This is a genomic window from Actinokineospora sp. HUAS TT18 (genome assembly GCF_051364635.1).
In the GTDB taxonomy this organism is placed as follows: Bacteria; Actinomycetota; Actinomycetes; order Mycobacteriales; family Pseudonocardiaceae; genus Actinokineospora.
Window position 1 is genome coordinate 3,239,675 of sequence record NZ_CP195645.1, and the last position, 20,253, is coordinate 3,259,927.

Sequence of the window (20,253 nt, forward strand, 5' to 3'; positions counted from 1 at the left end):
GGTCAGCCCAGGACCACCAACAGGTCCCCGCCCTCGACCTGCTGCACCTTGCCGATCGCCAGGCGGGAGACCTTGCCCGCCTTCGGGGCGGTGATCGCGGCCTCCATCTTCATCGCCTCGATCGTCGCCACCGTGGCGCCCGCGTCGACCTCGTCGCCCTCGGCCACCGCGAGGGTGACCACGCCCGCGAACGGGGCGGCGACGTGGTTGGCGTTGGTCTTGTCGGCCTTCTCCGCGACCGGCAGGTCGGAGGCGACCGCGCGGTCACGCACCTGGATCGGGCGCAGCTGGCCGTTCAGCGTCGCCAGGACCGTGCGCATGCCGCGTTCGTCGGCGTCGGCGATGGCTTCCAGCTCGATGAGCAGGGTGACGCCCTTGCCGATGCCGACCGCGTACTCCTTGCCCTGTTCCAGGCCGTAGAAGAAGTCCTTGCTCGCCAGCACGCTCGTGTCGCCGTACTGGTCGCGGTGGGCCAGGAACTCCTTGGTCGGGCCGGGGAACAGCAGCCGGTTGAGCGTGCCGCGGGGGTCGACGGCCAGGCCCGCGCGGTCCTCCTCGGTCAGCTCCGTGACGCCCTTCGGCGCGGGGCGGCCCTGGATGGCCTTGCTGCGGAACGGTTCCGGCCAGCCGCCCGCCGGGTCGCCGAGTTCGCCGTGCAGGAAGCCGACCACCGAGTCCGGGATGTCGAAGCGGCCCGGCTCGGTCTCGAACTCCTTCGGGTCGACGCCCGCGCCGACCAGGTGCAGGGCGAGGTCGCCGACGACCTTGGACGACGGGGTGACCTTGACCAGCCGACCGAGCATCCGGTCGGCGGCGGCGTACATGGTCTCGATCTCCTCGAACCGGTCGCCGAGGCCGAGCGCGACGGCCTGGGTGCGCAGGTTCGAGAGCTGACCGCCGGGGATCTCGTGGTGGTACACGCGGCCGGTCGGCGACGGCAGGCCCGCCTCGAACGGCCGGTACACGCGGCGCACGATCTCCCAGTACGGCTCCAGGTCGGACACCGCCTGCAGCGACAGGCCGGTCTCCCGGTCGCTGTGGTCGGTGGCGGCGACGATGGCCGACAGCGACGGCTGCGACGTGGTGCCCGACATCGACGCGACCGCGCCGTCGACGGCGTCCACACCGGACTGGATGGCCGCGAGGTAGGTGGCCAGCTGGCCGCCCGCGGTGTCGTGGGTGTGCAGGTGGACCGGGAGGTCGAACTCCTTGCGCAGCGCGGTGATCAGCCGGGCCGCGGCGGGCGGGCGCAGCAGGCCAGCCATGTCCTTGACCGCCAGCACGTGCGCGCCCGCGCCGACGATCTGCTCGGCCAGCTTGAGGTAGTAGTCGAGCGTGTAGAGCTGCTCGGCCGGGTCGGCCAGGTCCGCCGTGTAGCAGAGGGCGACCTCGGCGACGGAGGTCCCGGTCGCGCGGACGGCCTCGATGGCCGGACGCATCTGCTCGACGTCGTTGAGTGCGTCGAAGATCCGGAAGATGTCGATACCGGTCTTGGTGGCCTCCTCGACGAACGAGGTGGTCACCTCCGTCGGGTACGGCGTGTACCCGACGGTGTTGCGGCCGCGCAGCAGCATCTGCAGACAGATGTTGGGGACGGCCTCGCGCAGCGCGGCGAGCCGCTCCCACGGGTCCTCGGCGAGGAACCGCAGCGCCACGTCGTAGGTGGCGCCGCCCCACGCCTCCAGCGACAGCAGCTCCGGGGTCATCCGCGCGACGTGCGGGGCCACGGCCAGCAGGTCCTTGGTGCGCACTCGGGTCGCGAGCAGCGACTGGTGGGCGTCGCGGAAGGTCGTGTCGGTGACGCCGACGTTCTTCGACTCGCGCAGCCAGCGCGCGAAGCCCTCGGGGCCAAGCTCGACGAGCTTCTGCTTGGAGCCTGCGGGCGGCTCGGCGGCGAGGTCGATCGCGGGCAGCTTCTCCCGCGGGTCGATCACCTTCGGGCGCTCGCCGTGCGGCTTGTTGACCGTCACGTCGAGCAGGTAGGTGAGCAGGCGGGTGCCGCGGTCGGCCGAGCTGCGCGCGGTCAGCAGGTGCGGGCGCTGCTCGATGAACGACGTGGTGACCCGGCCCGCGACGAAGTCCGGGTCGTCGAGCACGGCCTGCAGGAACGGGATGTTCGTGGCCACGCCGCGGATGCGAAACTCGGCGACGGCGCGCTTGGCCCGGCGCACGGCGGCGTCGAGGTCGCGGCCGCGGCAGGTGAGCTTGACCAGCATCGAGTCGAAGTGGGCGCTGACCTCGGCGCCCGCCGCGGTGCCACCGTCGAGCCGGATGCCGCCGCCGCCCGGGGAGCGATAGGCGCTGATCATGCCGGTGTCGGGGCGGAAGCCGTTGGCGGGATCCTCGGTGGTGATGCGGCACTGCAGCGCCGCGCCGCGCACGTAGATCGCGTCCTGGGTGAGGCCGAGGTCGAGCAGCGTCTCACCGGAGGCGATGCGCAGCTGCGACTGGACGAGGTCGACGTCGGTGACCTCCTCGGTCACCGTGTGCTCGACCTGGATGCGCGGGTTCATCTCGATGAAGACGTGGTGGCCGCGGGTGTCGAGCAGGAACTCGACGGTGCCCGCGTTGAGGTAGCCGATGTGCCGGGCGAACTTGACCGCGTCGGCGCAGATCCGGTCGCGCAGCTCGGGGTCGAGGTTCGGCGCGGGGGCCAGCTCGATGACCTTCTGGTGGCGCCGCTGCAGCGAGCAGTCGCGCTCGTAGAGGTGGATGACGTTGCCCTCGGCGTCGGCGAGGATCTGCACCTCGATGTGCCGGGGCTCGATCACGGCCTGCTCGAGGAACACCGTCGGGTCGCCGAAGGCGGACTCGGCCTCGCGCATCGCCGCTTCGAGCGACTCGCGCAGCGCCTTGGGCTCCTCGACGCGGCGCATACCGCGCCCGCCGCCGCCCGCGACGGCCTTGACGAAGATCGGGAAGCCGATCTCGTCGGCCTTGGCGAGCAGCGCGTCGACGTCCTTGGACGGCTCCGAGGACTGCAGCACCGGCAGCCCGGCGGCCTTCGCCGCGGCGATCGCGCGGGCCTTGTTGCCGGTCAGCTCCAGGATGTCGGCGGTCGGGCCGACGAAGGTGATGCCCGCCTCGGCACACGCGGTGGCGAGTTCGGGGTTCTCCGAGAGGAAGCCGTAACCGGGGTAGACCGCGTCGGCGCCCGCCTTCTTGGCGGCCTTCACGATCTCCTCGACGGACAGGTACGCGCGCACCGGGTGTCCGGGCTCGCCGATCTCGTACGCCTCGTCGGCCTTCATCCGGTGCTGGGAGTTGCGGTCCTCATGCGGGAACACCGCGACCGTTCCCGCTCCGAGTTCATAGCCGGCCCGGAACGCCCGGATCGCGATCTCGCCGCGGTTGGCGACGAGCACCTTGCGAAACATGCGCGGATACCTCCTGCTACCTGAGGGTCGGTCGCAGGAGGTTACCGTGTTTTTCCCGCCAGTCGGGAGCATCGTCCCACGTGACGGACGCCATGCCTGTCGTTAACCTGCCACGATCCAGAAGCTCGGTCGAGCCTTTCCCAGTCTGCGGACATTCTCCTGGCCGCGACTGTTCAGCGCACAAGGACCTCGTGGACGGAAACGGCCGGTCCGGCGGGGAAAGCCACCCTGACCTTGGTCCCGAGCAGGCCGGGAGCAGCGACATCGGTGTACTCGCCCTGGACCCGGCCTACGGTGTGCCACGCGCCCGCGGGGTCGAGCACCTGGATCTCGCCGCGCGCGGGCGTGGCCCGGGCGGCGAACACGACCACGCCCGCCACTGTGCGTGACGGTCCGATCGGCACCTCCACGGCGCCGGACGTGACAGGGAACACGGTGTCCACGTCGCCGTCGGCGCACGCGTCGACCGGGGCGGGGACGACGCTGAACTCGCGGACGGCCAGCCAGTGCCGCTGCCCCTTGGTGGCGCGCAGGCGCAGGTAGCGGGTCGGGTCGGACACGGCGGCGACCACCGTCGGCGCGTCGACGCGGGAGACCGGAGCCCAGCGCACGCCGTCGACGGACCGTTCGAGAACTCCGGAACGCAGGTAGTCGTGGGGGCGGTCGGCCTGGCCCATCTCGATGTCGACCTGGCTGACGAGGCGGACGCGGCCGAGGTCGAGGGTCACCTGGGAGCCGGGGACGGGCGGGCCGTCGCTCCAGAAGTAGGTGCGCGCGTCGCCGTCGGCCATCCGGTCGGGGTGGTGGTCGCGGTAGGCGCCGAGGGCGGTCACGGGGCGCGGGCGGGCCGGGCCGAGGCCGAACGCGCGGTCCGACACTGCCTTCGCGCGGTCGATGAACGGCTGATAGCGGCTGGGGCTGTCCGAGATGCGTAATCGCTCGCCCCACGCGCGGCGGGATCTGCCTTCGCGGTGGGCGAGCAGCATCCGGGCGGCGTGGCGCGCGGCGTCGTTGCCGCCCTCGGCGCGCAGCCGGTGGTCGAGTTTGGCCAGTGCCCGGCGCACGTCGCCCGCGCCGAGGTAGGCGGCCCAGAATTCGGCGGTGGCCTGGGGGATGTCGAGCGGGCCGAGTTCGGCGGCGACCGGCGGTCCGGGGAACGGGGTCGCGGCGGCCGGGACGGGCGGCACGGCGAGCGCGGCGGCGGCCGCGAGAGGCAGCCAACGGCGGGCGCGCTTTCCGCCTGGGGGCACGACAGGATCCTTTCCGAACGGCCTTCATCAGGCGGGCGCACCGGTGGGCCCGCCTGAAATCGTTTCAGCATCACCGGATCAGGGCCAGACGCGTCACCCGAACGGCGGCTTCCCTTGCTGTGGCTTGGGAAGCCGCCGTTGTCGGGAATCAGCCGGTGTAGAGGATTCGGTTAGGACTGTTGGGCGGCAGGTTGCAGACGCCCGGGCTTGCCGAGGTGACCAGGGCGGCCTGCACCTGCGCGGGTGTCGCGGTCGGGTTCAGGCCCAGGTGGAGCGCGGCGCCGCCGGAGACGTGGGCCGCGGCGAAGGACGTGCCGGTGATCGTGACGGTGGCGGTGTCCGAGGTGATCCACGGGCCGGTGATCAGCACGCCGGGCGCGTAGAGGTCGACGGCGGGGCCGTAGTTCGAGCTGCGGGACGCGCAGTCGTTGCGGTCGATCGCGGCGGAGGTGATCGCTTCCTTCACCCGGGCGGGTGAGTAGTTGCTCGCCAGACTGGCTGACGATCCCGCGGGAACCGAATAGGTGATGCCCGCGGCGATCGAACGGCGGACGGCGTCATCGAGTGCCTGGTTCGCCGGGCCGCCCAGACTCATGTTCGCGACCGCGGGCTTCACCGCGTTGCGGGTCACCCAGTCGATACCGGCTATTACTCCCGAAATAGTCCCGGAGCCCGAATTGTTGAGGACTCGAACCGGAACTATCTTCACCTCCTTCGCCACGCCGTAGGTCTTGCCGCCGACGATGCCCGCGACGAACGTGCCGTGTCCGTTGCCGTCGGTGGGATCGGTGTCGTTGTCGACGAAGTCGTAGCCGCCGGAGACGCGGCCGCCGAAATCCTGATGTGTCGCTTTCACGCCGGTGTCGATGACATAGGTGTGAACGTTCGGTGACGTGGTGCGGTAGCGATACCGGGAGTCGAGCGGCAGTGTGCGCTGATCAATCCGGTCGAGTCCCCACGGCGGATTGATCTGCTCGCCTAGCGCGCGCACCGGGGTGTCGGCGACGACGTAGTCGACCGTCGGGTCCGCTTTGAGCGCGCGGACCTCGGCGGCGGTCAGCCGGGCGGAAAACCCTTGCAGGACAGTGGAAAAGCGGTGTTCGACGGCGCCGGCGTGGCGGTGGGCCAGCACGTCGGCGGAGCCGGATTTCATGACAACCACATAGCTGGAGGGAACCTCGGCGGCGGCAGGCGTGGCGAGTCCGACGGCGGCGAGGCATGCGGTCAGGCCGATCCGTAAGAAGGTCATATACATGATCTACGTAGGACTCCCGCGACGAAACAATCATCCCCAGTTGCCGGACCGCCAATCGACACGTTCGAGTGACCCACTAAAGTGGCGCAATGCCCTCTGGTGACGCTGAGTCCGCTGACAAGGTCCCGCACTTCGACACTGTCCTGCGGGGGTACAACCCGCGTCAGGTGAATGAGCGGGTCACCCGCCTCACCTACGACCTCCGACATGCGGCCAAGGGCCGCGACGAGGCGTCGGCCAAGGTCGCCGAGCTGACGAAATCGCTGGGTTCATTGCAGCAGCAACTGTTGGAGACGACGACCCGGCTCAACCGGATCAGCGCGAACCCCAACAGCACCGAGGGAATGACCGAGCGCGTCCGGCTGATGATGGAGTTGGCGAACGAGGAGATCGCCGACTTCAAGCGCCAGGCCGACGACTACGCCCAGGGCGTGCGCGCCGAGGCCGACGCGCACGGCGCCGGTGTCCGCGCCGCGGCCGACGACTACGCGGGCCAGACCCGGGGCAAGGCCGACAACTACGCGGCCAACACTGTCCGCGCCGCCGACGAGGCCGCCGCGGGCCGCCGCGCCGCCGCCGAGGACTACGCCGCGAACCTCAAGGCGAAGCACGACAAGCTCGTCGCCGACGCCGAGGAGCGCCGCAAGCAGCTCGAGGCCGACTACAAGCGCAACCGCGCCGAGATGGACGCCGAGTACGAGGGCATGCGCGCCGCGCTGGCCGCCGAGCACACCAAGCTCATGGCCGACTCGCGCGCCGAGATCGAGCGCCAGACCAAGGCCAACGAGGCCCGCATCGCCGCCCTGTACGACGACGCGTCGGCCCACCGCGACGAACTCGACGCCGAGGCGCTGCGCATCCGCGAGCAGCTCGACGCCGAAGCCGCGGCCAAGCGCGCGGCGGCCGACGAGAAGGCCGAGCAGGACTTGGTCGCGAAGCGCACCGCCGCCGAGGCCGACCTGGCCGCCCGGACCGAGCAGGCCGAGACCGCCTTCGCCGAGCGCACCGCCGAGCTGGAGCGCACCCTGGCCGAGCGCGCCGCCGAGATCGACAAGGACCTCGCCGAGCGCACCGCCAAGGCCGACACCGAGATCACCGCGCGCCTCGACTCGGCGGAGAAGCGGGCCGCCAAGCTGGTCGCGGACGCGGAGAAGCTGCAGGCGGAGACGAACGCCCTGGTCAACGACCAGATGGCCGCCGCGGACGCGGAGATCGCCACCAAGCGCTCCGCGATCGAGGAGGAGACCACGGCGCTGCGGGCGGCCGCGGAGAAGGAGACCTCCGAACTGCGCGCGGCGACGGAGAAGGAGACCACCGCGCTGCGGCTGGCCGCGGAGCGGGACACCTCGGAACTGCGTGCGAAGACGGAGAAGGAGACCTCCGCGCTGCGCACCGCCGCCGAGAAGGAAACCACCGCCCTGCGCGAGTCGGTGGAGAAGAAGACCGCGGCCCTGCTGGCCGAGGCGGAGTCGAAGTCGACCGAGGCCGCCGAGAAGCACCGCGCCGCGACGGACTACGAGACCCGGGTGTCCGAGCAGGTCACCAACGTGTTCTCGCTGCTCGAAGAGGCGAAGAAGCACTTCACCGCCACCCCGGCGAAGCCGAACACGAACGGCGCGAAGCCCGCGGCCTCTCGCCGCTGATCTCACGAAAGTGGCCCGGTACCCCGGTGGGGTGCCGGGCCGCTGTCATTTCTCAATCAGGCGAGCGGCGCGGCCATGATCATGGCGGCACCTCTGGCCCGGCTCGCGAAGCACGCCTGCCTAGACGGTTGTCCCACCGACTTGCGTGCAGGTGCGAACGGCGGGACGGCGAGGTCCGCGCAGTGCTCGACCATGGCCGCGCAGGTGTGGGGCGGGTCGCGACCGAAGTACCTGAGAGCGATCAGCTCTCGGGCGAGGGCAGAGCTCTCGCGGAGCCGAGGTCGCGGCCGGTGAGCGTGTGGAGCCCAGGCTGTCAGTGCTCGGCGAAGGCGAGGCCGCGTTCTTTCAGCAGCTCGCGGATGATGCCTATCGCCTTGGGGCCGACGCCGTGGAGGGCGGCGATCTCCTTCTCCGTGACCCTGGTGAAGTCCTCCAAGGTCGTGAGCCCGGCCCCGGCGAACGCGCCGGTCGCGGGCCTGCCGATGCTTCTCGGCAGCTCAGTGCTCATGCTCGCCACCATAGGCGAGGGCGGCGACAGCCCGGTCCAGCCGAGCGGCCCGGGTCTTCGGGGTCCTGGCCTTCATCAGGTCGAGCAGCACCGCGTACCGGTTCGTCCGGTCCAGTGCCTCGAAGGCCCGCGCCGCCCGTTCGTTCCGGCGCAACGCCTCCGCCAAGTCGTCCGGAACCGTGGCCTCCCGCTGCGAGGCGTACGCGCCGGCCCAGCGGCCATCGGCCTTGGCGGCCGAAACCTCGGCCAAGCCCGACGGCCGCATTCGGCCAGCCGCGGTGAGCGCCTCGACCTTGGCCACGTTGACCTGTGACCACGTGCCCTTCGGCCGCCTGGGGCAGTACCGCTGCAGGTAGTACTGGGAATCCAGCGCACGCCGCTGGCCGTCGATCCAGCCGAAGCACAGTGCGCCGTCGAGGGCCTCGGTGATCGTCACCGAGGCGACGCCGCTGTGCTTCTTCGCGATCTTGAGCCACACCCCGGTCTGGGAGTCGTGGTTGGCGGACAGCCACGACTCCCATTCGGCGGCGTCGCGGCAGGTGATGGTGGGCTCGGTCATGCACCCATCCTCCACCGCAAAGTGCTCATCCACTGCGCACTTATGCGAGCAGTTCCTGCAGCTCCCCGATCGCGTCGCGGAGGTGGTCGGCGAAGGTGTGCATTTCGGCGGCGACGTGGATCGGGGTGCTCAGGTAGATGTTGAGGCTGTCCGGCAGCAGCACGTACGCCACGCCGATGCACTGGGGGCTGGTGGAGCCGAAGCCGAAGTAGGTGATGTTCGTCGACGGGGCCGAGCTGGTGCTCAGGTAGTCGTCGCGCATCTTGATCCAGCCCGGGGTGTCGTACAGGGCCAACGGGGAGCCGAGGCCGCGGCGCTTCTGGATCAGCTGGAGTTCCCACAGGTGCTGTTCCGGCGCGGCGCCCGCCTGGCATTCCTTGGCGCGGGCCACATGCTTCTCCGCCGCCGCGCGAACAGCGGCGCGGCGCGTGTCGACATCAGCGGACTCCATGGCGGACAGGAAAGCCAGGACCTCCGGGGTGACCACGCGCATCGCCTCGGTGCGGCCGCGGTTGTACTGGCGGGTGGCGATCGACTCGTACGTCGCGCCCGCGAAGCCCTTCGTGCGCTTATGCGCGAGCTGGTAGGACAGCTGCGCGAACGCGTCCGGGGACATGCCGAGCTGCTTGGCGCGGGTGGCGCCGAAGTCGGTGAACGACACGGTCTGGGTGGCGGTGTCGGCGGCGTACTGGGCGAACGCCGCACCGGCCGACTTGATCGTTTCCCGCAGCGGGTCGGTCAGGGTGAACTCGACGGGTTCAAGAGCGGGCACGCCCTGGGAGACAGCACCCGACGACGTCTCGTGTTCCTGGGGCGAGGAGTTCAGCAACGCATCGACGAAGGCGAGGATGGTGGTGCCGTCGAGACCCTGGTGTTCGACGTTGATCCCGGCCTTGCCGTCGGCGAAGACGACCAGGGACACGGCCTTGTCGAACCAGCGGTTGTCGCCGTAGAGCAGTTGGTCGCACGCCTCCTGCTCACCGGACGGCGCGATGTCCTCCAGGCACACGCAGAACAGCGCCGTCTCGATCGTGTCGAGCGCGGCGGCGTTCGACTCGGCGAGGGTCTGGCGGGTGGCCGCCCACTCGGCGCGGGCCATGGTGGTGAGGTGGCCGACCGGGTCCGCGGCGGGGGTGGCGGTCGACTTCAGGATCTCGGTGAGACCGGCGGCCAGATCATCCAGGGAGTGCGGCGTGCCCTCGGCGCCGAGCACATCCATTCGATAGATGTTGCCGCCGCGCAGGACCGCGATGTGCCGGGCCCGCGACGGGCCGGGCCACTCGTCGCTGTACGGGGTGCGCACGGTGTCCTGCGGGTCGCCCGGGATGCGGGTCGACGAGAAGAGGTACTTGTTCTGTTCCATCGACAGCGCCTGGCCGCGCTGGATCACCGGCGGGACGCGCTCCTCGTCGAGCAACTGCTTGTACGCCACGGCGCCCGCGATCAGCCCGGCCGCGCGCTCAGTCTGGGTCTCCCCCGAGTCCTTGAACAGGAAGAAGAAGTTCGCGTTCAGCGCGATCCGGTCGCGGCGGCCGAGGTAGCGCGACGGCCAGAACGTGTCGAGCCAGCTGTGCACGCCCGGCGTCTCGTTGTACTCCACCAGCGCCGCGTGCAGCTCGTGCGCGACGCTGTCCGGCGCGAGGTACGCCGCGACGGCGGCCTCGGTCTCGGCGAGCTCCTCGGCGGTCAGCAGCGGCGCGCACCATTCCAGGAACCGGTCGCACGTCTCCTGGAGCGTGGGCAGCGGGACCCGGGGCAGCCGGTCCTCATTGCCGAAGGTGCGGGGAGACCATTCCGGGCTGCTGTTCACTGTCGTCCTCGAACTCGTGAAGGGATGATCGGGTAACACATCATGGCGGGGCGGACTAGAGCGTGTCTCGAGGCCGCGATACGAAAAGTTGGGCGTAGAGCCAGCCTTCCGACTCCAGGCCGGTCGGGTCGACCCCGGCCGCGGCCAGCGAGTCGAGCATCTGCGACTGCTCCCGCGGCGAGGCGAACCGGCGCTGCGGGAACACCCCGTCGACCCGCTCGGTTTGATAGCCCAGCGTGCCGAGCCGCTCGGCGATCGGGGCGAAGGAGAACATCCGCAGCACGAAATGCGCCATCCACGGCCGGTTCACCGCGGCGACCCGGCCGATCGTCTTCTCGGTGACGTAGCCGACGCAGCCGGTCGACACCACGATGTCCACCCCGGCGAGCTTCGCGCGCTGGGCGTCGGTCGGGTCGGCGCTCTCCAGGTCGGCGTGCAGGGTGTCGTCGACGAACCCCGCCGCGTGGGCGTAGGCCAGCGCGGACTCGGACGCGTCGAAGCCGACGAACCGCACGCCGTCCAGCCCGGCGCGGGTGCCGACGAACCGGCGGTCGGCCTCGGCGAGGGTCGCGGTGTCCGCCGCGCCCGCGGCCCCGTAGCGCTCGGCGAGTTCCTCCATCGTGGAGTCGCAGCGCAGCAGCGCGGCGTTGATGCCGTAGGAACAGCCGATGTCGAGCACGGTCGGCTCGGCGCGCCTGGTCTCGCGGTACTCGTGGATGAGCTTGAGGAAGTACGGCTTGGCCAGGTCGGGGATGCGGTAGTCCAGCTCGCTGAGCACGCTGAAGTAGCCGCGCGGGTCGGGCCGGGTGTAGATGTCGTCGAAGGAGGTCTTTCCGGTCGCGTCCAAGTCCACGCCGTCGGTCCTTCCTAGTCCAGGAGTTCGTCGCCCCGCACCGCGCCCGCGGCGGCAAGGTGTTCGGGAAGCACTCGACCGAAGAGCTGCCTGGTCCGTTCCAGGCTGCCGATCACGCCGGGACGCTCGCTGTAGGCGAAGATCGCGGAATGCCGGGCGGTGTCGCCGTGCACGGGGGTCACCCGGTGCAGCGAATAGCGGCCCTTGAACAGCTGTAGGTCGCCGGGCCGCAGGGAAAGGCGGTTGACGAGCCGCTCACCCTCGCCGGTGAGCACGGCGCGCACATCGGCGAGGTTCTCCGATCCGGCCGACCGGATATTCGGGCAGTATTCGAAGACGCCGCCGGTGCGTGATTGCTGGGTGAGCATGCTGACGGTGAATTCATTGGTGTCGAAGTGCCAAGGGTGACCCTTTTCCGGCGACACCACATTGAGGCAGAGCCCGGCCAGCGGGTCGGCGAACTCGTGGAGCGCGTCGAGTTCGAAGCACTCGGCGACGAACCGCTGGAACAGCTCGCTGGTGTAGAGGCGGTGGATGATGGCCTCGGCTGGGATGCGGTCGCGGGCCACGAAAGCGTTGCCGCGCTCCATGATCAGCCGTCCGGGGTGCTCTTCCGGCAGGTCGGCGTCGAGCGGGATGTTGTAGGCGTTGACCAGTTCCACGTCGTAGTGGGCCAGCGGCGCGACGGCCGCGCACTCGGCGCGCAAGGTCTCGCGCAGTTCCGGGCGGACGAAATCGGGCAGCACACTGCAGCCGTCCTGGCGCAATTCCGCGCGGGCCAGGGAAACCGCGGCGCGCCATCCCGCGCCCGCCGGATCGGCCAGCGGATAACGCGCGGTGTCGACGACTTGCTCGATCACCCGGGCTCCCGGTGCGCTCATGCACTTCATTCTGTTGGGCGCGTGTCGATCAGCGCCACCCAAAAAACGAGCGGATTTCGTGACCGTAGCCATATTGTGTCGCCCGACCAAGATCGGGTAAATTCAGGACTTTTCCAGGTATTCCGCGCGGTCGTCGGCGACGAGTTGGCCGACCATCGTGGCCAGTCCGGGATAGTTGCCGAGTTCGGGGTCGTCGGCGATCAGCGCCTGCGCCACGATCCGCGCGTCGGCGATGACACCCTCGTCCTGCAGCAGCGAAAGCATCTTCAGTCCCGAGCGCGAACCGGACTGACTGGAGCCGAGGATGTCGCCCTCGCGGCGCATCTCCAGGTCGAGCCGGGCCAGCTCGAAACCGTCCAAAGTGGACGCGACGGCGGCGAGCCGGTCGCGCGTGGCTGTGCCGCCCGGCATCTCCGTGACCAGCAGACACAGCCCCGGCGCGCTGCCCCGGCCGACGCGGCCGCGCAGCTGGTGGAGCTGGCTGACGCCGAACCGGTCGGCGTCCATGATGACCATGGCGGTGGCGTTGGGGACGTTGACGCCGACCTCGATCACCGTCGTGGCGACCAGCACGTCCAGTTCGGCCGCGGCGAACGCCCGCATCACGCGGTCCTTCTCGTCCGGCGCGAGCCGACCGTGCAGGATTCCCAGCCGCAGCCCGGCGAGCGCGCCGTCGGCCAGCTCCGTCGCGACGTCGACCACCGATAGGGGTGGCCGCCGGTCGGACCCCTCATCTCCGCCGGACGCGTCCTCGGCGGACGCCTCGTCGCCGATGCGCGGGCACACCACATACGCCTGGTGGCCCTTGCCGACCTCCTCGCGCACGCGCTGCCAGACCCGGTCGAGCCACGCGGGCTTCTCCGCGACCGGCACGACGTTGGTGGAGATCGGCGAGCGACCCGCGGGCAGCTCGCGCAGCGCGGACGTCTCCAGGTCGCCGTAGACCGTCATGGCGACGGTGCGCGGGATCGGCGTCGCCGTCATGACAAGCACGTGCGGACTGACGTTCTCCCCCGCCCGCGCCCGCAGCGCGTCGCGCTGCTCGACGCCGAAGCGGTGTTGCTCGTCGACCACGACGAAGCCCAGGTCGGCGAACATGACCTTGTCCTGGATGATCGCGTGCGTGCCGACGACGATGCCCGCGGCGCCGCTGGCCGCGTCGAGCATCGCCTGCTTGCGCTGCGGGGCGGACAGCGATCCGGTGAGCAGGGTGATGCTGGTGGCGTTCTCCGCGCCGCCGAGCATGCCGCCCTGCGCGAGGTCGCCCATCATGTCGGCGAGCGAACGCGCGTGCTGCGCGGCCAGGACCTCCGTCGGCGCCAGCAAAGCGGCCTGCCTGCCGGAGTCGATCACCTGGAGCATCGCGCGCAGCGCCACGATCGTCTTGCCGGAGCCGACCTCGCCCTGCAGCAGCCTGCTCATCGGGTGCGTGCCGGACAGGTCTTCGGCGATGGCGTTGCCGACCTCGATCTGGCCCTTGGTCAGGGTGAACGGGAGGCGCTGGTCGAACGCGTCGAGGATCCCGCCGGACCGGGGCGGGCAGGCGGGTGCGGGCCGGGCGCCCGCGGCCTGGCGGCGCTGAGCGAGCGCGAGCTGCAGCGCCAGTGCCTCGTCCCACTTCAGCCGTGTCTTGGCGGACTCCACATCGGACCAGTCGGCGGGAACGTGGATCGCGCGCACCGCCGAGTCGTACTCCGACAGGCCGAGTTTCTCCCGCAGCTCATCGGGAAACGGGTCTTCGATCGTGTCGAGCATGCCGAGCGCCTGGTGGACGCACTGGGCGATCTGCCACGACTGGATCTTCGCCGACGCCGGGTAGACCGGGATGAGGCTGCCCGCGAACTCCTCGACGTTGACCTCCTCGGTCGAGTCGATCAGCTGGTAGTCCGGGTTGGCGAGCTGGAGCTTGTTGCGGAACGCGGTGACCTTGCCCGCGAACAGCGCGTCCATGCCCGGCCGCAGCTTGTCGAGGTGCCACGGCTGGTTGAAGAACGCGCACTCCAGCGACTTCTTGCCGTCTGTCAGCACGACCTCGACGATCGAGCCGCGCTTGGTCTTCATCTGGCGCTTGTTCACCGAGACGACCTTCGCCATCACCGTGACGTGCTCGCCGACCTCCAGGCCCGCGATCTCGGTGAGCTTGCCGCGCTCGGCGTAGCGGCGCGGGTAGTGGCGCAGCAGCTCGCCCGCGGTCTCCAGGGAGAACGCGGCGTTGAGCGCGTCGGCGGACTTCTTGCCCACCACCCGATCAAGCTTCTCGCCGAGCGTCGCCATGGTCCTCCCGTTCCGTGTCGGGCCCGATTATGTCGTCCGCCCCCGACTATTCGAGTCCGAGGATCACGACCGAGTCGGACTGGCCGCCGCGGTAGACCATGAGGTCGGCCTCCGGGCGGTTGGCGCGCAGGTAGTCGCCCAGGGTCTCCGCCACGCCCGCGGGCGCGTCCCGGCCGAGCAACGCGGTCACGAGTTCGCCGCCGACGGCGAGCATCCGGTCGACCACCCCGCACACGGCCTTGGCCAGCGCGTCCGGCGACGGCGGCCCCGGCTCGATGAGCACGACCTCGCCGTCGGCGAACCCGACGATGTCGTCGGCCGCGCACGGCCCGATCCACGTGATCGCGGCCTCCCGGGCGACCACGACGGCGCCGCGTCTCGTCGCCGCGGCGGCCTCGGCCATGGCCACGACGTCGTCACCGGCCCGCCTGCGCGGGTCGTGCACGGCGATGGCCGCGAGTGCCTGCACCGGGGACGCGCACGGCACGACCACGACGTCCTGACCTGCGGCGACGGCCCGGATGGCGGCCTCGTCGGCGATCTCGATCAGCCCATCGTCACCGGGCAGGACGGTGACGTGCCCGGCGCCGGTGCCGGTGATCACCTGGAGCAGCTCGTACGGTGTCGGCGTCTCGCCGTCGCCGACGCGCAGCACGGCGACCCCCTCGGCGAGGAACAGCTCGGCCAGGTCGTCGCCGCGCACCGGGGCGACCACGGCGCGGTCCTTGGCGAAGCGGCCCGCCTCGGCGGACACGGCGTCGGCGAAGCGGGCAACCCGGATCTGCCGGGGCCTGCCGACGTCGATCCCCGCCTCGATGGCGGCGCCGACGTCGTTGCAGTGCACGTGGACGGTCCACAGGTCCGAGCCGTCGCCGACGACGGAGACGCAGTCGCCGAGGTCGTCGAGCGCGTCGCGCAGCGCGGCGACGTCGGTGGCCTGTTCGAGCAGGTACATGACCTCGTAGGCGTAGAGGTCCGAGCCCGCCTCGCGCGCCGCGACCAGCGGATTGTCCGGTCTGCGCTGGGCGGCGACGTCGGCGCTGACCCGCGCGGCGGCGGCCAGTTCGGGCGGGCGGCCGCCGATGATGGCGACAAGCGCGTCGAGCAGGACCACGACCCCGCGGCCGCCCGCGTCCACGACCCCGGCCTCGGCGAGCACGTCGAGCTGCTCGGGAGTGCGGTCGAGCGCCTCCGCGGCGGCGATGGCGGCGGCCGAGGCGACCTCGGGCAGGGCGTCCAGCCTGGTCGCGCGGGCGGCGGCGTCGAGGACGCTGAGCATGGTCCCGGGGACCGGCCGCGACACCGCCGCGGTGGCCAGCTCGGCGCCGCGGACGAGGGCCCGGTGGAGCAGCGGGCCAGTGACTTCCGCCTGGTCGCGGACGGTTTCGGCCATCCCGCGCAGCAGCTGGGAGATGATCACCCCGGAGTTGCCGCGCGCCCCCGTGACGGCGCCTTTGGCCAGGACCGCGAACGCGCCGCCCGCGTCGGACCGCTCACCGACCGGGGCGCGCAGCAGGGCTTCGAGGGCGGAGCGCAGAGTGTGGAGGAGGTTGGAGCCGGTGTCGCCGTCGGCCACCGGGTAGACGTTGATCCGGTCGATCGCGGCCCGGTGGGCATCCATCGACTGCACGCAGGCCGCTGCCCAGCGCCGCACCTCACCAGCGTCGAGCGCCTGCAGCACGCCTGCCTCCCGGGGGGATCGTCGCTTATCGGGGCAGCGTAGCGACCTCGCGGCGACCCGGTTTGGAACACCACACCGGCACCCGTTACGCTGTGATGACTGCCCGGGCCTGCCTGGGCCCTCGTACGTGCGCCCACGAGTTTGACTGTTCTTATCGAGCTGTGGGCACCGCAACCTGAAGGAGTGTCTGACGTGGCTGCCGTGTGCGACGTCTGTGGCAAGGGGCCAGGCTTCGGCAAGTCGGTCTCGCACTCCCACCGGCGTACCAACCGTCGGTGGAACCCGAACATCCAGAGCGTGCGCGCCAAGCTGGGGATCTCCCAGACCAAGCGCCTCAACGTGTGCACCTCCTGCCTGAAGGCGGGCAAGGTCGTCCGCGGCTGAGCTGAAGCTTCACGCGAACCGGCGTCGGTGACTCAGGTCACCGACGCCGGTTTTGTCGTATCCACCGCCCTTAAGGCGCGGAAGGCGGCGAACCCGGCGATCAGCGACGCCACCCCGGCGATCGCGAACGCCTGCCGAGCGCCGACCATCATCACCACCGCCCCACCGAGGACGGTCCCGAGGACGTTGGACCCGATCAGGATGGCCGCGGCGGTGGCGAACACCCGGCCGCGCAGGTGCTCCGGGGTCCGCGAGCGCAGCAGGCCCTGGTTGCTCACGTTCTGCACGCCGTTCGCGATCCCGCCGAGCACGTATCCCAGCGCGACGGGGACGGTGAACGGGAGCAGCGAGGGAATCAGCATCGCCACCCCCATCCCGCAGCAGGACAGACCCAACCCGGTCAGCAGGGCCCGCTCGGTGCTCGACCGCCCGGCCACCCGCACGCCGACGAACACCCCGGTCATCCACGCCGCGTGCAGGATCCCGAGCGTCGCGGCGCCGCCGTGCAGGACGTCGGTGACGTAGAAGACGTTGGCCACGTCGGCCACCATCACTCCCGCCAGCGCGACCGCGAGGCTCACCGAGGCCACCCGCAGCACCGGGTCCCGTGCGACGTGCCGCAGCCCGGCCAGCGCGTCGCCGTGCCGCCTGCGCCGCTGCGCGCCCCGGGGATCACGGTCGACCCGGACGAACCCGAGCAGCGCGGCCTGTATCAGGTAAGTCGCCGCGTCGAGATAGAGCGCGTCGCGCGTGCCGAACGCGGCGACGAGCAGCCCGCCGGCAGCGGACCCGCCGAGCATTCCCAGCGTCCGCCCGGTCGCGACGATGGCGTACCCGCGCGTGGAATCCTTCTCACCGCAGATGACCGGCACCATCGCCGCCGCGGCCGGGTTCACCACTGCCGTGCCACAGCCCAGAAGCACGAGCATGACCAGCACCAGCGGCAAGGTGTTCAGCACCGCGACGACACCGATGACCGCGCCCGCTTGGACGAGCTGGCCAATGATCATGAGGCGCCGGTTGGGCAAGCGGTCGACGAGGAGCCCGGCGAACGGCGCGCCGAGCGTGACAGGGACGAACTCGGCGATGAGGACCGCGACCACGGCGTAGGAGCCGAAGTCCTTGGCGTGCAAGAGAAGCACGATGAGAGTGACCGCCGTGCCGAACATCGACACCGCCGAACCGGACGCAACCAGCAGCAGATCCCGTCGCCCCAGCACCGGTACGACGGTATCGGCGAAACCGGTGGAACAGAACGGACATCACACCCTTAGCCCGCACGCTCTACCCGGAAGGGCAGCGCGTGAGAGCGCGGTTCACCCGGTCGCCCTATCGCCGTTCCCGAATGGCCGCACCGGATGCAGAGATCCGCATATGGCAATGGATGGCAATGATCGCTTCTTCTGGGCATACCGGATTTACGCGACCATGCGGGTTGTCCCAAACCCTGCTTGGAGGCAACAACCATGCTCAACCGAACTCTCGCGCCGATCGCGGCCGGAGTCCTGCTGACGGGCGCGATACTCGTGGTCCCGCTGGCCAACGCGGCCCCGCAAGTCACGGTCGCCATCCCGGACATCCCGGTGGCCAACGTGCAGGCGCACCTGACCGAACTGCAGACCATCGCCACTAACAACAACGGCAACCGCGCGCACGGGACCACCGGGTACCAGCGGTCGCTGGAATACGTGAAGGGCAAGCTGGACGCGGCGGGCTACACGACGTCGACCCAGTCGTTCACCTACAACGGCGCCACCGGCTACAACCTGATCGCCGACTGGCCCGGCGGTGACACCAACAACGTCCTGATGGCGGGCGCGCACCTCGACAGCGTCACCGCGGGCGCGGGCATCAACGACAACGGCTCCGGCACCGCCGGTGTGCTGGAAGTCGCGCTCACCGTGGCGAGCCAGCAGTTCAAGCCCGCGCGGCACCTGCGCTTCGCGTGGTGGGGCGCCGAGGAACTCGGCCTGATCGGGTCGAAGTACTACGTCAACAACCTCGTGAGCACCGAGCGCTCGAAGATCAAGCAGTACCTGAACTTCGACATGATCGGCTCGCCGAACCCCGGCTACATGGTCTACGACGGCGACGCGCACCCCACCGGGTCGGTCGCCATCCAGCGCACGATCGAGGAGTTCTTCACCGGCATCGGCGTGCAGACCGAGGAGGCCACCGGGATCACCGGCCGCTCCGACCACGCGCCGTTCGCCAACGCGGGCATCCCCATCGGGGGCATCTTCACCGGCGCCGAAGGCGTCAAGACCGCCGCCCAGGTCCAGAAGTGGGGCGGCACCCAGGCCGCCTTCGACGGCTGCTACCACCGCTCGTGCGACCGCAGCAACAACATCAACGCGACCGCCCTCGACCGCAACACCGACGCGATCGCCCACACGGTGTGGAAGCTCGCCGACGTCGGCACCCCGCCGCCGACCACCACGACGACACCGCCGTCGGGCCGCGTCTTCGAGAACACCAACGACGTGAACATCCCCGACTCCCCCGGCGCCGCGGTCACCAGTGACATCGTGGTCTCGGGCATCTCGGGCAACGCGCCGTCGACGCTGAAGGTCGACGTCAACATCGTCCACACGTGGCGCGGTGACATCGTGATCGACCTGGTGGCGCCGGACGGTTCGGCGTACCGGTTGAAGAACTCGTCGTCCAACGACTCCGCCGACAACGTGATCGCCACCTACACGGTGAACGCGTCGACGGAGGTGGCGAACGGGACCTGGAAGCTGAAGGTCCAGGACGTCGCGCGGTACGACACCGGGCACATCAACAGCTGGAAGCTGACCTTCTAGTAGAAGACCGCGCTCGGCCGGCGTCCCCCGGCCGAGCGCGGCTCTCCGGCGAGCCCAACAGAAGAGCTCGTGCGCCGGCTCGTTGAGCTGAGAGTCGCCCAGTGAGTGCCCGACACGGGCACCCACTGGGGAATCAGCCCGTGGTGACACGCAGGCTGAACGCCCGCGCCGGCGTTGGTGGAGCCGGTGGCCGGCGGCCGCGCGGGCGTCAATCTGGCCCGCCGCCGGGTTCGCGGTGGCGACCACCGTGCCCGCGGAGTCCAGCACGTCCAGATGCGCCCCCTTCGCCGCCGCGTTCGCCGCCGCGTTCGCCGTGAACCCATACGTTCCCGCCGAGTGACGGGGAAGGTGGAGGCGCGGAAACCCTCCGTCCCGCGCCTCCGGCCCCGACGGCACCACCGGGCTAGCGGCCCCCGCTGTCTCCGAGATCCTCGATCTCGACACCGAACCAGCGGAACCGCAACTCCCGCACGCAGTCCGTGGTGTTGGCCAGGATCGTCAGCAACGCGTCAACCTGCTCGACGGCGAGGTCTTCCCGAATGATCGCCGCTGATACCAGCGGTGCCTTGGCCGCGAGCATAGCCAGCGCCTTGGCGATGTCGGTGTCCTCGAGGCGGATCACGTGGCCCGGCCGTGTGCGGCGCGTTTCGCGGCCCAGGAATCCGCGGCTCGGCGCAGCAGCGAGGTGTCCCACCAGTTCTCCGAGCAGGCGGGGATGACGTCGATGACGGGTTGCGGGGTTTCGTGGACCTGGTGGTTGGCCAGGTAGTCGTCAATGATCAGGTACCGGCGGCTGTCCACGCAGATCCCGCGCATGACGGCGATATAGCGATCATTCTTCACCCAGCGAAACGTGAACCCGTGGCGGAATGCTCGCGAGCAGGGCTTTTCCCCGCGATAGGGGTTGGTCAAACCGAGGATCTCCACAAGGCGAACGTAGTCAGGTGCACGGCTGGGAGTCAGGTTTCAGT

At 70.3% G+C, this 20,253-nt stretch carries 16 protein-coding genes; 3 read left to right on the forward strand and 13 right to left on the reverse strand.

The window, feature by feature from the left end:
* Positions 1-2: 2 nt before the first annotated feature.
* From ACSHT8_RS14450 to ACSHT8_RS14460, 3 genes are all read right to left on the reverse strand, one after another.
* The gene (locus ACSHT8_RS14450) at positions 3-3,377 is read right to left on the reverse strand and encodes a pyruvate carboxylase (protein WP_436501459.1); all 3,375 of its coding nucleotides are present in this window, start codon (positions 3,375-3,377) and stop codon (positions 3-5) included.
* A 173-nt stretch (positions 3,378-3,550) separates the two neighbouring features.
* Positions 3,551-4,627, reverse strand: a complete 1,077-nt coding sequence (locus tag ACSHT8_RS14455) for a discoidin domain-containing protein (protein WP_436501461.1) — start codon at positions 4,625-4,627, stop codon at positions 3,551-3,553.
* A gap of 148 nt (positions 4,628-4,775) precedes the next feature.
* Entirely contained in the window at positions 4,776-5,876 is a 1,101-nt protein-coding gene (locus ACSHT8_RS14460; protein ID WP_436501463.1) for a S8 family peptidase, read from the reverse strand.
* Between the two features lie 95 nt (positions 5,877-5,971).
* Here ACSHT8_RS14460 and ACSHT8_RS14465 point away from each other — a divergent pair, with 95 nt between their 5' ends.
* On the forward strand, positions 5,972-7,525 hold the full coding sequence (locus ACSHT8_RS14465) for a hypothetical protein (RefSeq protein ID WP_436501465.1): 1,554 nt from the start codon (positions 5,972-5,974) through the stop codon (positions 7,523-7,525).
* 313 nt (positions 7,526-7,838) lie between these two features.
* On the opposite strand, the gene ACSHT8_RS14470 is transcribed toward ACSHT8_RS14465, so the two are convergent.
* From ACSHT8_RS14470 to ACSHT8_RS14500, 7 genes are all read right to left on the reverse strand, one after another.
* Positions 7,839-8,033 (reverse strand): DNA-binding protein, encoded by a 195-nt coding sequence (locus ACSHT8_RS14470; RefSeq protein WP_436501467.1) that lies wholly within the window; start codon positions 8,031-8,033, stop codon positions 7,839-7,841.
* Positions 8,023-8,592 (reverse strand): YdeI/OmpD-associated family protein, encoded by a 570-nt coding sequence (locus ACSHT8_RS14475; protein ID WP_436501469.1) that lies wholly within the window; start codon positions 8,590-8,592, stop codon positions 8,023-8,025. The genes ACSHT8_RS14470 and ACSHT8_RS14475 overlap by 11 nt, the downstream gene beginning before the upstream one ends.
* Before the next feature lie 40 nt (positions 8,593-8,632).
* The gene (locus ACSHT8_RS14480) at positions 8,633-10,402 is read right to left on the reverse strand and encodes a choline/carnitine O-acyltransferase (protein WP_436501471.1); all 1,770 of its coding nucleotides are present in this window, start codon (positions 10,400-10,402) and stop codon (positions 8,633-8,635) included.
* 55 nt (positions 10,403-10,457) lie between these two features.
* Complete coding sequence (locus ACSHT8_RS14485; RefSeq protein ID WP_436501473.1) at positions 10,458-11,255, reverse strand: class I SAM-dependent methyltransferase; 798 nt, start codon at positions 11,253-11,255, stop codon at positions 10,458-10,460.
* A gap of 14 nt (positions 11,256-11,269) precedes the next feature.
* Positions 11,270-12,136, reverse strand: a complete 867-nt coding sequence (locus ACSHT8_RS14490) for a HalD/BesD family halogenase (protein WP_436501474.1) — start codon at positions 12,134-12,136, stop codon at positions 11,270-11,272.
* A 102-nt stretch (positions 12,137-12,238) separates the two neighbouring features.
* The gene (gene recG / locus ACSHT8_RS14495) at positions 12,239-14,410 is read right to left on the reverse strand and encodes an ATP-dependent DNA helicase RecG (protein WP_436501476.1); all 2,172 of its coding nucleotides are present in this window, start codon (positions 14,408-14,410) and stop codon (positions 12,239-12,241) included.
* Positions 14,411-14,456: 46 nt separating this feature from the next.
* Positions 14,457-16,088 (reverse strand): DAK2 domain-containing protein, encoded by a 1,632-nt coding sequence (locus tag ACSHT8_RS14500; protein ID WP_436502069.1) that lies wholly within the window; start codon positions 16,086-16,088, stop codon positions 14,457-14,459.
* A 195-nt stretch (positions 16,089-16,283) separates the two neighbouring features.
* Here ACSHT8_RS14500 and rpmB point away from each other — a divergent pair, with 195 nt between their 5' ends.
* Entirely contained in the window at positions 16,284-16,475 is a 192-nt protein-coding gene (gene rpmB / locus ACSHT8_RS14505; RefSeq protein ID WP_054050110.1) for a 50S ribosomal protein L28, read from the forward strand.
* A 32-nt stretch (positions 16,476-16,507) separates the two neighbouring features.
* Here the strand turns inward: rpmB and ACSHT8_RS14510 are convergent, their stop codons facing one another.
* Positions 16,508-17,695 carry an MFS transporter gene (locus tag ACSHT8_RS14510; protein WP_436501479.1) on the reverse strand — a complete coding sequence of 396 codons (1,188 nt, stop codon included), beginning with the start codon at positions 17,693-17,695 and terminating at the stop codon, positions 16,508-16,510.
* 246 nt (positions 17,696-17,941) lie between these two features.
* Here ACSHT8_RS14510 and ACSHT8_RS14515 point away from each other — a divergent pair, with 246 nt between their 5' ends.
* Positions 17,942-19,282 (forward strand): M28 family metallopeptidase, encoded by a 1,341-nt coding sequence (locus ACSHT8_RS14515; protein ID WP_436501481.1) that lies wholly within the window; start codon positions 17,942-17,944, stop codon positions 19,280-19,282.
* 403 nt (positions 19,283-19,685) lie between these two features.
* Here the strand turns inward: ACSHT8_RS14515 and ACSHT8_RS14520 are convergent, their stop codons facing one another.
* Both ACSHT8_RS14520 and ACSHT8_RS14525 read right to left on the reverse strand, forming a co-directional pair.
* Positions 19,686-19,904, reverse strand: a complete 219-nt coding sequence (locus tag ACSHT8_RS14520; RefSeq protein WP_436501483.1) for a hypothetical protein — start codon at positions 19,902-19,904, stop codon at positions 19,686-19,688.
* Positions 19,901-20,125 carry a hypothetical protein gene (locus ACSHT8_RS14525; protein ID WP_436501484.1) on the reverse strand — a complete coding sequence of 75 codons (225 nt, stop codon included), beginning with the start codon at positions 20,123-20,125 and terminating at the stop codon, positions 19,901-19,903. The genes ACSHT8_RS14520 and ACSHT8_RS14525 overlap by 4 nt, the downstream gene beginning before the upstream one ends.
* Positions 20,126-20,253: the final 128 nt, after the last annotated feature.

What these genes read in the sequence shown, in the direction of transcription:
- recG (WP_436501476.1), bottom strand. Translation starts at nt 14,410, where the DNA reads ATGGCGACGCTCGGCGAGAAGCTTGATCGGGTGGTGGGCAAGAAGTCC.
- ACSHT8_RS14475 (WP_436501469.1), bottom strand. Translation starts at nt 8,592, where the DNA reads ATGACCGAGCCCACCATCACCTGCCGCGACGCCGCCGAATGGGAGTCG.
- ACSHT8_RS14515 (WP_436501481.1), top strand. Translation starts at nt 17,942, where the DNA reads ATGCTCAACCGAACTCTCGCGCCGATCGCGGCCGGAGTCCTGCTGACG.
- ACSHT8_RS14460 (WP_436501463.1), bottom strand. Translation starts at nt 5,876, where the DNA reads ATGACCTTCTTACGGATCGGCCTGACCGCATGCCTCGCCGCCGTCGGA.
- ACSHT8_RS14490 (WP_436501474.1), bottom strand. Translation starts at nt 12,136, where the DNA reads ATGAGCGCACCGGGAGCCCGGGTGATCGAGCAAGTCGTCGACACCGCG.
- ACSHT8_RS14465 (WP_436501465.1), top strand. Translation starts at nt 5,972, where the DNA reads ATGCCCTCTGGTGACGCTGAGTCCGCTGACAAGGTCCCGCACTTCGAC.
- ACSHT8_RS14450 (WP_436501459.1), bottom strand. Translation starts at nt 3,377, where the DNA reads ATGTTTCGCAAGGTGCTCGTCGCCAACCGCGGCGAGATCGCGATCCGG.
- ACSHT8_RS14470 (WP_436501467.1), bottom strand. Translation starts at nt 8,033, where the DNA reads ATGAGCACTGAGCTGCCGAGAAGCATCGGCAGGCCCGCGACCGGCGCG.